Consider the following 12,609-nt stretch of genomic DNA (forward strand, 5'->3'; position numbering starts at 1 on the left):
CATGACCGCCGCGTCCCCGCCCGAGGTGCTGCGCGCGCCCCTCGTCGTCGAGTTCCCCTTCACCCGGTCCCTCGGACCGGTGCAGAGCGCCTTCCTCACCGGGCTGCGCGAGCGCGTCCTCCTCGGCGTGAAGACCTCCGACGGCCGGGTGATGGTCCCGCCCGTCGAGTACGACCCCGTCACCGCCGAGGAACTCCGCGAGCTCGTCGAGGTCGCCCCCACCGGCACCGTCACCACCTTCGCCTGGAACGGCCATCCCCGCCCGAACCAGCCCCTCGGCACCCCCTTCGCCTGGGTGCTGGTCCGCCTCGACGGGGCCGACACCGCCCTGCTGCACGCCCTCGACGCGCCCGGCCCGGACGCCGTCCGCACCGGCATGCGGGTGCGCGTCCGCTGGGCCGCCGAACGCACCGGCGCCATCACCGACATCGCCTGCTTCGAGCCGTACGCACCCGGCGGCCCCGGCGAACCCGCGGCCGCGACCCCCGCCCCGCACGACGGGGTCCTCCCCGAGCCCGTCACCGGCATCGTCGCCCCCGCCCGCCTCGACTACACCTACAGCCCCGGCCGCGCCCAGACCGCGTACCTGGGCGCCCTCGCCGAACACCGCACCGTCGGCGAACGCTGCCCCTCCTGCCACAAGGTGTACGTCCCGCCCCGCGGCGCCTGCCCCACCTGCGGGGTCGCCACCACCGACCGGGTCGAGGTCGGTCCGCGCGGCACGGTCACGACCTTCTGCATCGTCAACATCAAGGCCAGGAACGCCATGAACGACGCCGTCGAAGTGCCGTACGTCTACGCGCACATCGCCCTCGACGGCGCCGACCTCGCCCTGCACGGCCGCATCGGCGGCATCCCCTACGACCAGGTCCGCATGGGCCTGCGCGTCGAGCCCGTGTGGACCGAAGGCGGCCGCTATCCCGACCACTACCGTCCCACCGGCGAGCCGGACGCGGACTACGAGGCGTACAAGGAGCTGTTGTGACCGACGGGACCCGGTACGCGCGCGAGGTCGCGGTCGTCGCCTTCGCGCAGAGCGACCACCTGCGCCGCACGGACGAGCTGAGCGAAGTCGAGATGGTCATGCCGGTCCTGCACGAGGTGCTCCGGCAGACCGGACTGAAGGCGGGAGAGATCGGCTTCACCTGCTCCGGCTCCTCCGACTACCTCGCCGGCCGGGCCTTCTCGTTCACCATGACCCTCGACGGCGTCGGCGCCTGGCCGCCGATCTCCGAATCCCACGTCGAGATGGACGGCGCCTGGGCCCTCTACGAGGCCTGGGTCAAGATCCAGACCGGCGAGGCCGACACCGCGCTCGTCTACGCGTACGGCAAGTCCTCCCCGGGACCGGTGCGCGACGTCCTGACCCGGCAGCTCGACCCGTACTACCTGGCGCCCCTGTGGCCCGACTCGGTGGCCCTGGCCGCCCTCCAGGCCCAGGCACTGATCGACGCCGGAGAGACCGACGAGCCCGCCCTCGCCGCCATCGGCGCCCGCAGCCGGGCCGCCGCAGGGGCCAACCCGCACGCCCAGCTCCGCGGCCCCGTCCCGCAGGGCGACTACCAGGTGCGGCCGCTGCGCACGGGCGACTGCCCGCCCATCGGCGACGGCGCGGCCGCGGTCGTCCTGGCCGCCGCGGACGCCGCCCGGCGGCTGTGCGCCCGCCCGGCCTGGATCACCGGCATCGACCACCGCATCGAGGCCCACGGCCTGGGTCTGCGCGACCTCACCGACTCCCCGTCCACCCGGACCGCCGCCCGGCACGCCGGCTTCTTCGACCGACCCGTGGACACCGCCGAACTGCACGCCCCGTTCTCCTCCCAGGAGGTCGTGCTGCGCAGGGCCCTCGGCATCGGGGACGACGGCGCGGTGGCCGTCAACCCCTCCGGCGGGGCGCTCGCCGCCAACCCGCTCATGGCCGCCGGCCTGATCCGGATCGGCGAGGCCGCCGCCCGGATCCACCGCGGAGAGTCCGACCGGGCCGTCGCCCACGCCACGTCCGGCCCCTGCCTGCAGCAGAACCTGGTCGCCGTCCTGGAAGGGGACCGCACATGAGCAAGGAGCCCGTGGCCGTCGTCGGCATCGGCCAGACCAAGCACGTCGCCGCCCGCCACGACGTGTCCATCGCCGGCCTCGTCCGCGAGGCCGCGGTCCGCGCCCTCGCCGACGCCGAACTGGCCTGGGCGGACGTCGACGCCGTCGTCATCGGCAAGGCCCCCGACTTCTTCGAGGGCGTGATGATGCCCGAGCTGTACCTCGCGGACGCCCTCGGCGCCACCGGCAAGCCCATGCTGCGCGTGCACACCGCCGGCTCGGTCGGCGGGTCCACGGCGCTGGTCGCCGCCAACCTCGTCGCCGCCCGCGTCCACCGCACCGTACTCACCCTGGCCTTCGAGAAGCAGTCCGAATCCAACGCCATGTGGGGCCTGTCGCTGCCCGTCCCCTTCCAACAGCCCCTGCTGGCGGGCGCGGGCGGCTTCTTCGCCCCGCACGTACGCGCGTACATGCGGCGCACCGGCGCGCCCGACACCGTCGGCTCGCTCGTCGCCTACAAGGACCGCCGCAACGCGCTGAAGAACCCGTACGCGCACCTCCACGAGCACGGCATCACCCTGGAGAAGGTCCAGGCCTCGCCCATGCTGTGGGACCCGATCCGCTACTCCGAAACCTGCCCCTCCTCGGACGGCGCCTGCGCCATGGTCCTCACCGACCGGGCGGGCGCGGCCCGTTCGCCCGGGCCGGCCGCCTGGCTGCACGGCGGTGCGATGCGCAGCGAGCCGACCCTCTTCGCCGGGAAGGACTTCGTCTCGCCGCAGGCCGGCAAGGACTGCGCGGCCGACGTGTACCGGCAGGCGGGCATCACCGACCCGCGGCGCGAGATCGACGCCGTGGAGATGTACGTGCCGTTCTCCTGGTACGAGCCCATGTGGCTGGAGAACCTGGGCTTCGCACAGGAGGGCGAGGGCTGGAAGCTCACCGAGGCGGGCGTGACCGAACTCGACGGGGACCTCCCCGTGAACCCCTCCGGAGGCGTCCTGTCCACCAACCCGATCGGCGCCTCCGGCATGATCCGCTTCGCCGAGGCAGCCCTCCAGGTCCGCGGCCGGGCCGGGGAGCACCAGGTGCCCGGAGCCCGACGGGCGCTGGGACACGCGTACGGCGGCGGGGCGCAGTTCTTCGCCATGTGGCTCGTCGGATCCGCGGCCCCGGTCTCCTGACCGGCACGGGACCGCGGTCCGGCCCGGGCCGGACGGGACCGCGCACCGCGGCGGGGCGACGGGACGGTCGGGGGTGACGCACTGTGGCCTGTGCGACACGCGCCGCTATGGCTACCCTGGCTCCCGGACGACGTACCGGGAGGAGCACGCACGTGACCGACACCATCACTTCGCAGCCGACCTCCGGCTGGGGCAAGCCGGACCTGGACCTCAGTCAGGCGGACTGGCAGTCCAGCAGCCGGGGGGCGGGCGACGTCCAGATCGCCTTCGTCGAGGGGTTCATCGCGATGCGCAACAGCGAGCGCCCCGAGAGCCCCTCGCTGATCTTCGCGCCGGACGAGTGGCGCAGGTTCGTCCTCGGCGCCCGGGGCGGCGAGTTCGACCTCACCTGACCCGCCCGCCCCGGCCACCCGCCGACGCCGCCGGACCGCGCAGCCGCAGCGCCCGGCGGCGTCGGCGTACCCGGCCGTCACCCCGGCGGCGGCCGACCCCCGGCGGTGTCCGCACATCCCGGCGGTGTCCGCACACCCCGCGGCGTCGGGCCGCTCGTCGGCGTGGCTCGGGTGTACTGGGGGCGCCATCGTGCACCGCGCGCACCACCGCGCACCACCACGTACGCGCGCAGCGCAACCCCGGTACACCCACCCGCCCGGCGGGCAGTGTTGCCGCATGGACCACAGCGCACACCTGTCCCGTTTCCGCAACGAGATCCTGGCCTTCGAGAAGGCCGTCGGACGCGCCGTCGCCGAAGCCGGCGAAGGCCCGCTGCCCCTCGTGCCGTCCTGCCCCGGCTGGTCGGCCTCCGACCTGCTCGTCCATCTGGGCGGAGTCCACCGCTTCGTCGGCCGCATCCTGCGCGACCGACTCGCCGCGCCCCCCGACCCCACCGACCTCTCCCTCTTCGAGCTCCCCGAGGACCCGGCGACCCGGGCCGCGTGGCCGCTCCCGGAGCGGGCGCCGAACCGGGGGCCGCTGACGCAGCCGGTGACGGACTGGTTCGCGCAGGGCGCGCGGCAGCTCGCCGACCTGTTCCGCGACCTCGGACCCGAGGAGTCCGTGTGGACCTGGTCCGCCGACCCCGGCCGGCGCACCAGCGGGTTCTGGCTGCGGATGCAGGCCATCGAGCTGGCGATCCACCGCTGGGACGCGGAGGGCGCCACCGGCACCCCCGGTCCCGTCGACGCGGCCCTCGCCGCCGATGCCGTCCCGCAGACCTTCGAGGTCATGGCCCCCTTCCGGCGGGCCGTGGCCGCCGCCCCGCCCGGCGCGGGGGAGCGCTACCGGTTCCGCCGTACGGACGGTCCCGGATCCTGGACGGTGGCCTTCTCCGGGGACCTCGTCCACGTCGAGCCGGACGCCGCCGGCCCGGTGCACGTCGAGGCCGCCGGCACCGCCTCCGACCTGATGCTCTTCCTCTGGCGGCGGATCCCGGCGGACGATCTGGAGACCACCGGCGACAAGGAGCTCCTCGCGCACTGGTTCACCCTCGTCCCGCCCCTGTAGGGGCCCGCCACCGCCCGCCCCGGGATCCGGAAACCGCGCCCGGCCACGTACCATGGCGGCATGTCCTTCCTCCGCCGCAACCGCGCCGCCACACCCGCCGGCCCGGACTTCGACGTCCTGGCCATGGACCCGGGTGACTGGCCGGGCAATCTCGGGGCCGGGCTCCTGCCCGCGCCCGACGGCAGCTGCCAGGGCGTCTTTCTCCGCTACGACCTGTTCGGCGGACGCGGCCCCGCAATGATCATCGGCAACCTTCCCGAGGGGTCCCCGGCCCGGGACCTCGGCGAGGGCCAGGTCCCCTTCGAGGTGGCCCAGCTCCTCGACGCCCTGGAGAACGACGAGGACGTCCACGTCACCGGCACCGAGGACTGCCCCGTGATGCAGGGCGACAACCTCCTCATCGTCCGGAAGGTGAAGCTCTCCGAGACCCGGATCAGCTGCGTTCAGTTCGACCGCAGCGACAACGTGCTGGTCACCATCGCCAGCTGGGACCGGCCCATCAGCGACGACCTGTACGCGCTGCTCAAGCCGCTCCCGGCCGAGCTCTTCCAGCAGGGCTGAGGTCCCGGCCGGCACGGAGGGCCCCGCTGCGGCGCGGCGTCGAAGCGGGGCGGCCCCGAAGCCGGGCGGCGCCGCGGCCGGGTCGGGCCGGACCCGCGCCCGCCGGCGCCCGCCCGCCCGCTACGTGTCCGCTATGTCGTTCGCCGCGACGTAGCCGAAGGTCATCGCCGGGCCGATCGTCGATCCCGCGCCCGCGTAGCTGTGCCCCATCACCGCCGCGCTCGCGTTGCCCGCCGCCCACAGCCCCCGGATCACCGAACCGTCCGGCCGCAGCGCCCGCGCCCGGGCGTCCGTGACGATGCCGCCCTTCGTCCCGAGGTCGCCCGGCACGATCCGGAACGCGTAGAACGGCGGCGCCCACACCGGCGCCAGGCACGAGTTCGGGAACACGGCCGGATCCGTGTAGTAGTGGTCGTACGCGGTGTCCCCGCGGTGGAAGTCGGCGTCGTTCCCGCTCCACGCCTGTGCGTTGAAACGGTTCAGCGTCGCCCGCAGCGCCCCCGCCGGCACCCCGATCTGCCCGGCGAGCGCGTCCCACGTCCAGGCCTTGCGGACCGCGCCCGCCGCGTACCAGGACTCCGGGAACGGGAGCGTCGGCAGCACGTCCTTGAACAGGTACCTGTTGCGGTAGTTCTGGTCCACGATCAGCCAGGCGGGAACGTGCGAACCGGGCGCGCCCCGGTCCTTCTCGTACATCACGTGCACCACGTCGCTGTACGGGGCCGCCTCGTTCACGAAGCGGCCGCCCGCCGCGTTCACGACCAGCCCGCCCGGCAGGGTCCGCTCCGCCAGGCAGAAGTACGGCTCCCCCGGCAGCGGGATCGTCGGCCCCCACCAGGCGTCCTCCATCAGCGCCAGTGCCGCGCCGGCCCGCTCGCCGGCCCGGATGCCGTCGCCGGTGTTCTCCGCGGCGCCCACCGACCACTGCGTGCCGATCGGCTGCTGCTGGTACCGCGCCCGCATCTGCGCGTTGTGCTCGAACCCGCCCGAGCCGATGACCACCCCCTTGCGGGCGCGCACCACCCCCCGTACGCCGTCCTTCTCCACCACGACCCCGGTGACCTCCCCGCCCTCCTGCACCAGGTCCACCAGCGGGCTGCCGAGCCACACCGGAACCCCGGCCCGCAGCAGCCCCGCCCGCAGCCCGGCCGCCAGGGCCTGCCCCATGGTCAGCGGCTTCTCCCCGCGCAGCGCCGCCGCCGTGCCGCGCGCCAGGCATTCGGCGGACACCGCCATGCCCCTCACGTTGACCGCGGCCAGGGTCAGCCACTTGTAGTCCTGGCTGAACACCACCATCCCGGCCGGGACCGGCATGTACGCCGGGTTCAGCCGGGCGAGTTCGGCGCCCAGGACGTTGCCGTCGAGCTGGTCGGGCTCGATGGAGCGGCCGTTCGGCAGCCCGCCCGGGAGGTTCGGGTAGTAGTCGCTGTAGCCGTCCATGTAGCGGAAGCGCAGCGGGCTGTTGGCCATCACGAAGTCCAGCATCCGCGGCCCGTTCGCCAGGAACGCCGCCTGCCGGTCCGCCGGCACCTCCGGCCCGACCACCGCGGCCAGGTACGCCGCGGCCTTGTCCGGGGTGTCGGGCACCCCCGCGCGCAGGATCACCGAGTTGTTCGGCAGCCAGATGCCGGCCCCGGAGCGGGCCGCCGAACCACCGAAGGTGGGGGCCTTCTCGACCACGAGCACGCTCAGGCCCCGCCGGGCGGCCGTGAGCGCCGCGGTCATCCCCGCAGCCCCGGAGCCGACCACCACGACGTCGTACTCGCCCAGCGGTGCACCCGGTCCGGCGCCGTCGGCCCGCGCTGCGGGGGCCGACAGCACGGCGGCCGCGACCCCGGCCCCGGCCCCGGCGAGGACCGACCGGCGGGAGGGCCGGGTCCGGGGACCCGGGGTGGGGGAGGGGGAGGCGCTCGCAGTCATGGGCAGGCTCCAGCGGGAGGGGAGGCGAGGGACCGGGCGAAGCAGACACAGAACCTGATGCCGTATCAGAAAACTGTGCGCGGGAAGACGGGAAGTCAAGCCATGTGCGGGCCCGGACGCACGAAATCCCGTGGTACGCACACGGGGTGCGTACGCCACGGGATTTTCGTGCGGGGTGCGGGGTACGGGACCGCCCGGGGTCAGCGGGTTCCGACCGCCGCACGCACCGCCCTGCGGGCCATGCCGCAGTCGTCGTGCAGCCGGCGCAGCAGCAGCCGCTGCTCCTCACCGGAGGACAGCGCGCCCGCCTGCAGGGGTTGCGTCGGCGTGGCCGCCGCCATCGACCGCTGGACGGCCGTCTCGGACATCCGGATCTCCCGGGTCAGCACCAGCATCAGGTTGACCAGGAAGGCGTCCCGCGCGGCCGGTCCGGACGCCTGAGCGAGCCGACTGATCTGGCTGCGCGCGGCCGGCGCGTCGCCCAGCACCGTCCACAGCGTGGCCAGGTCGTAGCCGGGCAGGTACCAGCCCGCGTGCTCCCAGTCGAGCAGCACCGGCCCGGCCGGGGACAGCAGCAGGTTCGACAGCAGGGCGTCACCGTGGTTGAACTGCCGCTGCACGCCGGCCAGTTTCAGGCCGTGCAGCAGCTTCTGCAGGTCACCCAGGTCCCGGTCGGTGAGCAGCCCCAGCTCGTGGTACCGCGCGATCCGCTGCGGGTAGTTCAGCGGGTCCTCGAACAGCTCCGTCGGCGGCCGCCACTGGTTCACCCGGCACACCGCGCCCAGCGCAGCCCGTACGTCGGCCCGCGGCGGGGCCTCCACGGGGTGCCGCTGCAATGCCGCGACCCGGCCCGCCATCCGCTCGACCACCAGCGTGCAGTTCTCGGGGTCCGCGGCGATCAGCCGCGGCACCCGGACCGGCGGGCGGTGTCGGACGAACGCCCGGTACGTCGCTATTTCGTGCCGGTACCGCTCACGCCATTCCGGCGAGTGGTCCAGTAAAACCTTCGCCACGGCCGTCGCCCGACCCGTCGTCCCGACCAGCAGGACCGACCGGCCGCTGCGGCGCAACACCTGCACCGGCGCGAACTCCGGACAGATCCGCTGCACCGAGGCGAGGGCGGTGCGCAGCTGCGCACCCTGCGGCCCGGACAGGTCGATTCTTCCGCTGAGCGGCTGCGCGACGGGCCCCGGCACGCGCCGCGCCCGCAGGGCGCCCGGCACCGGTGCCGCGGGACGGCCGGGATCGAGGTAGGCGCCGCCGCCCGCCTGCAGCGTGCGGTGGGGCCGGACCGGGGCGGACACGGAGGACGTTGCTGCGTACATGGCTTGCGGTTCCCTTCGTGCGCCGACGAGTTGCGTACGCCGCCCCGCCGATCCCGTACTTCACCCTGGGGAGTTCCGCCGGTGACCGGGTCGGGGAGGCGCATTCCTACCTGACACCCGGCGACGGGTGGCGGACCACGAAGCGTGCCCTGGCGAAGGCTGGCGAATAGTCGTGGGCCCGTTGGCGGAGGGCTACTGTCAAATCAGCCGAGAACCTGGGGGCTTGACGTGAGCAAAGGACCAAACACCCGACTGAACGACCTGTTCGGCCTGGCCGGCTGGTCGAAGGGTGAGCTGGCGAGGATGGTCAACCGGCAGGCGGCGGCCATGGGCCACCACCAGCTGGCCACCGACACCTCGCGGGTGCGGCGCTGGATCGACATGGGGGAGACCCCCCGAGAACCCGTTCCCACCGTACTGGCGGCCCTGTTCACCGAGCGGCTCGGTCGTGTCGTGACCATCGAGGACCTCGGGTTCGTACGGCAGCGGCGCACCTCCAAACGGCAGTCGGACGGGGTGCAGGACAACCCCGACGGCATGCCCTGGGCGCCCGAACGCACGGCCGCGGTCCTCACCGAATTCACGGGAATGGACCTCATGCTCAACCGTCGCGGTCTGATGGGCGCGGGAGTGGCGCTCACCGCCGGCTCCGCCCTCACCAACGCCATGTACGACTGGCTGCACACCGACGTGCGGGCCGTCAAGGACACCAAGCGCTTCGGCGAATCCTTCCAGGCCGACCCGGTCGCCTTCGACCGCTACGAGGCCGCCCCCATCGGCTCCGAGGAGATCGAGGCCCTGGAGCGCTCCGTGGAGGTCTTCCGCGCCTGGGACGCCTCCAGAGGCGGCGGCTTGCAGCGCAAGGCCGTCGTCGGGCAGCTGAACGAGGTCGGCGGCATGCTCGCCTACCACCACCCCGACCACCTTCAGCGCCGGCTGTGGGGGGTGGCGGCCAACCTGGCGGTCCTGGCGGGCTGGATGTCCCACGACGTCGGCCTCGAACCCACCGCGCAGAAGTACTTCGTCATCGCCGCGCACGCGGCCCGCGAGGGCGGTGACCGGCCGCGCGCCGGGGAGGCGCTGTCCCGTGCCGCCCGCCAGATGGTCCACCTCGGCCGGCCCAACGAGGCCCTGGACCTGATGAAGCTGGCGCAGTCCGGCTCCGGCGAGCAGACGCTGCCGCGCACCCGCGCCATGCTGCACACCATCGAGGCCTGGGCGCAGGCCGCCCTGGGCAAGGGCCAGGCCATGCGCCGCACGCTCGGCGAGGCCGAGGACCTGTTCGTGTCGGACAAGGGCGACGTCCCCCCGCCCTCGTGGATGCAGCACTTCGACGAGGCCGACCTGCACGGCATGCAGGCGCTGGCCTACCGCACCCTCGCCGACCACGACCCCGCCGCCGCCCCGATCGCCCAGCGGCACGCCCGGGAGGCGCTGCGGCTGCGGGCCAGCGGCCACCAGCGTTCGCAGATCTTCGACTACATCTCGATGGCCTCCGCCTGCTTCCTCGCCGACGACCCCGAACAGGCGGACCGCTACGCGCGCCTGGCCCTCGTCTCCATGAACGAGACCTCCTCGCACCGGACCTGGGACCGGCTGCGCGAGATGTACCGGCTCACGGCCCAGTACGCCGGGTACGCGGGCATCGAGGACCTGCGGGCCGAGATCAAGTTCGCCCTGCCCAACGGCCCGGCGCAGCACACCGTCTAGTCCGTGAGCCGGTCCACCGCACGCGTGTCCCCGTCCGCACCGGCAGCATCCACGACCGCAGCACCCGCAACCGCAACAGCACCCGCAACGGCATCCGCTCCGGCTCCCGCGACCCCGTCCGCCTCCACCGGCATGCGAAGACGGGGAAGGCCGCGCCCTCCGGCGCGGCCACGACGTCCCCCGGTCGTCTGCGGTCCGTCAGCCCGTGATCCGTGCCACCAGGACGCAGGCGTCGTCCTCGCGGTCGCTCCCGCCGAACTCCTCCACCACCATCCGCAGGCAGTCCTGCGCCGACCGTGCCGCCGCGACCCGGGGCGCCAGCGCGAGCAGCCGCCCGGTGCCTTCCGACCGGACCGCGCCGGTACTGCGGGCGGTGAGGCCGTCCGTGTGCAGCACGAGCACGTCGCCGGCCTCCAGCCGCTCCTCGGCCTGCCCGTACGTCGCCCCGGAGGTCGCACCCAGGAGCACCCCCTCGGGCGCGACCAGGGCGCGGCCCGCGCCCCCGCGGAACAGCAGCGGGGCCGGGTGCCCGGACTGGGCCCAGGACAGCGTCCGGCTCCCGGGGTCGTAGCGGCAGCACACGGCTGACCCGAGCGCGGGCTGTACGGAGGACTCCAGTAGCTGGTTGAGCCAGCCCATCAGCGGGCCCGGCTCGATACCGGCCACGGCCATCCCGCGCAGCGCGCCGAGCAGCATCGCCATGCCGGACGTGGCCGTCACGCCGTGGCCCGTCAGGTCCCCGACGGTCAGCAGCGAGCGGCCGTCGGCCAGTTCGAGTGCGTCGTACCAGTCGCCGCCGATCGGGGAACCGCTCGCCGGCGGAAGGTAGTGCGCGGCCACGTCGAGCGTGCCGGTGTCGCTGTGCGGGAACCGCAGGGAGCCGCGCCACGGGGGGAGCACGGCCTCCTGCAGCTCGACCGCCAGCCGGTGCTCGGTCTGCGCGATCTCCCGCCGGCGCTGCAGCGAGTCACGGGACTCGCGGACGGCGCGCTGGCTACGGCGCAGCTCACTCACGTCCCGGAGCACCGCCCACATGGAGGCGGTGCAGCCGTCGGAGTCGAGCACCGGCTCGCCCCGCATGTGCAGCGTGCGGACCCGGCCGTCGGACCGGACGATGCGGAACTCCCCGTCGATGGGTCTGCCGTCGACCAGACAGGCCGTCACCATCGCGGTCAGCAGCGGCTGGTCCTCGGAGAACAGGGTGGATCCCAGCTCGTCGAGGGGGAGCGGGCCCGCCTCGGGGGAGCGGCCGAAGATCTGGAACAGCTCCTCGGACCAGATGACCTCGTCCGTCAGCAGGTTCCACTCGGCGCTGCCGACGCGGGTCAGCGCGCCGGTCTCGGCCTCGTCCTCCGGGCCCTGCTCCGGGAGCTCTTCGAGGGCGGGGGCGGGCGGCAGCCCTTCCTTGAGCTGGTCCAGGTGCTCGCGCAGGTCGTCGAGCTGGTGCACGGCGAGGTCGCACAGCGCACGCTGCCAGCGACCCCGGACGTCGTCGTCGTCGACGGTGTCGCGGCGCACGGCGTCCACACCGCCGCGCAGCCGCCGGGTCTGCGAGATCAGGGCGTCCACCGACCCGGGCTCGGGCGGCTGCGCGGGACGGTCCGCGAACAGGTGGGACGGCATGGGGACTCCGATACGGGCGCGACGCGGCCAGGTATGAAGGGTGGGCCTACGACGACTGTGGCACAGGCCGTGAAAGGCCGTAAGGCGTTTGGCAACATCCGCTACGGTCTTGCTTCCGGCATATGCCAAAGGCCTCCCGGTCGGTCTTCCGGCCGTGCGAACGGTTCCGGTCATGATTCCGTACGCGGTCCGGGCCGGCGGACCCGGAAGGCCCCGCCCCCGGGCCCGCCCGCCCGTGTCCTGCGGGAACCCCGGCCGTCACACGACGAGCGGAACCGGGTGGATCTCGTTGAACGGGTGACCGGAGCGCTCGTGGATCCGCTTGACCGCCTCCGCCGAGGGCGCCTCGGACAGGCAGTACACGGTGCCCGACGCCGGGTCGGCCCAGGCGCGCTCGAAGTGCACGCCCTCGTCCTTCTCGATCGCCAGGTCGGCCCTGTGGGCCTCCATCAGCTGGTCCCGCGTGATGCCCTTCATGTCGTGGTGGACGTCCATGAACTTCGCCATCGCCACACACCTCCTGTCGGGGTCTCTCCCTCCATCGTCCGCCCGTGGCCGGAAACAGTCCTGCCGGGGCGGCGCCGGTCGAGCGCGCGGTCGACGGCTTCCCCTTCCGGGTGGCGGAACTCGTACGCAAGGTCCCGCCCGGGCCCCGGCGGGCACCGCCCGAACGAAGGACCCCTCCCGCGTACTCTCCGTGCCGTTCCGCTTCCCACCCCGGGGGTCGGCCGCTACCCTACGTGGCGGTA

The 12,609-nt window shown here is 73.9% G+C and carries 11 protein-coding genes; 7 read left to right on the plus strand and 4 right to left on the minus strand.

Annotated elements, in window-relative coordinates; all coding sequences use genetic code 11:
• The first annotated feature begins 1 nt into the window (after position 1).
• The 6 genes from ACZ4VL_RS02275 (at position 2) to ACZ4VL_RS02300 (ending at position 5,282) form a co-directional block, all read left to right on the plus strand.
• Positions 2 to 985 (plus strand): Zn-ribbon domain-containing OB-fold protein, encoded by a 984-nt coding sequence (locus ACZ4VL_RS02275; RefSeq protein ID WP_468194605.1) that lies wholly within the window; start codon positions 2 to 4, stop codon positions 983 to 985.
• A complete protein-coding gene (locus tag ACZ4VL_RS02280) occupies positions 982 to 2,055 on the plus strand; it encodes a thiolase domain-containing protein (protein ID WP_468194608.1) in 1,074 nt (357 codons plus the stop codon). Before ACZ4VL_RS02275 ends, ACZ4VL_RS02280 begins: the two co-directional genes overlap by 4 nt.
• Positions 2,052 to 3,218, plus strand: coding sequence for a thiolase domain-containing protein (locus tag ACZ4VL_RS02285; RefSeq protein WP_468194612.1), 1,167 nt, complete (start codon positions 2,052 to 2,054; stop codon positions 3,216 to 3,218). The genes ACZ4VL_RS02280 and ACZ4VL_RS02285 overlap by 4 nt, the downstream gene beginning before the upstream one ends.
• A gap of 107 nt (positions 3,219 to 3,325) precedes the next feature.
• Positions 3,326 to 3,610, plus strand: a complete 285-nt coding sequence (locus ACZ4VL_RS02290) for a DUF397 domain-containing protein (RefSeq protein ID WP_468194615.1) — start codon at positions 3,326 to 3,328, stop codon at positions 3,608 to 3,610.
• 277 nt (positions 3,611 to 3,887) lie between these two features.
• Positions 3,888 to 4,721 (plus strand): maleylpyruvate isomerase N-terminal domain-containing protein, encoded by an 834-nt coding sequence (locus ACZ4VL_RS02295; RefSeq protein WP_468194618.1) that lies wholly within the window; start codon positions 3,888 to 3,890, stop codon positions 4,719 to 4,721.
• 60 nt (positions 4,722 to 4,781) lie between these two features.
• A complete protein-coding gene (locus ACZ4VL_RS02300; RefSeq protein WP_360625473.1) occupies positions 4,782 to 5,282 on the plus strand; it encodes a hypothetical protein in 501 nt (166 codons plus the stop codon).
• Between the two features lie 120 nt (positions 5,283 to 5,402).
• Here ACZ4VL_RS02300 and kstD read toward each other — a convergent pair whose 3' ends face one another.
• The gene (kstD, locus tag ACZ4VL_RS02305) at positions 5,403 to 7,202 is read right to left on the minus strand and encodes a 3-oxosteroid 1-dehydrogenase (RefSeq protein WP_468194622.1); all 1,800 of its coding nucleotides are present in this window, start codon (positions 7,200 to 7,202) and stop codon (positions 5,403 to 5,405) included.
• Between the two features lie 200 nt (positions 7,203 to 7,402).
• A complete protein-coding gene (locus tag ACZ4VL_RS02310; protein WP_468194626.1) occupies positions 7,403 to 8,527 on the minus strand; it encodes an aminoglycoside phosphotransferase family protein in 1,125 nt (374 codons plus the stop codon).
• Between the two features lie 228 nt (positions 8,528 to 8,755).
• Here ACZ4VL_RS02310 and ACZ4VL_RS02315 point away from each other — a divergent pair, with 228 nt between their 5' ends.
• A complete protein-coding gene (locus tag ACZ4VL_RS02315) occupies positions 8,756 to 10,237 on the plus strand; it encodes a DNA-binding protein NsdB (protein WP_468194631.1) in 1,482 nt (493 codons plus the stop codon).
• Between the two features lie 198 nt (positions 10,238 to 10,435).
• Here the strand turns inward: ACZ4VL_RS02315 and ACZ4VL_RS02320 are convergent, their stop codons facing one another.
• Both ACZ4VL_RS02320 and ACZ4VL_RS02325 read right to left on the minus strand, forming a co-directional pair.
• A complete protein-coding gene (locus ACZ4VL_RS02320; protein WP_468194634.1) occupies positions 10,436 to 11,860 on the minus strand; it encodes a PP2C family protein-serine/threonine phosphatase in 1,425 nt (474 codons plus the stop codon).
• 258 nt (positions 11,861 to 12,118) lie between these two features.
• On the minus strand, positions 12,119 to 12,367 hold the full coding sequence (locus tag ACZ4VL_RS02325) for an SCO4226 family nickel-binding protein (RefSeq protein ID WP_468194637.1): 249 nt from the start codon (positions 12,365 to 12,367) through the stop codon (positions 12,119 to 12,121).
• Between the last annotated feature and the right edge of the window lie 242 nt (positions 12,368 to 12,609).

The organism is Streptomyces sp. NPDC029014 (genome assembly GCF_055564695.1).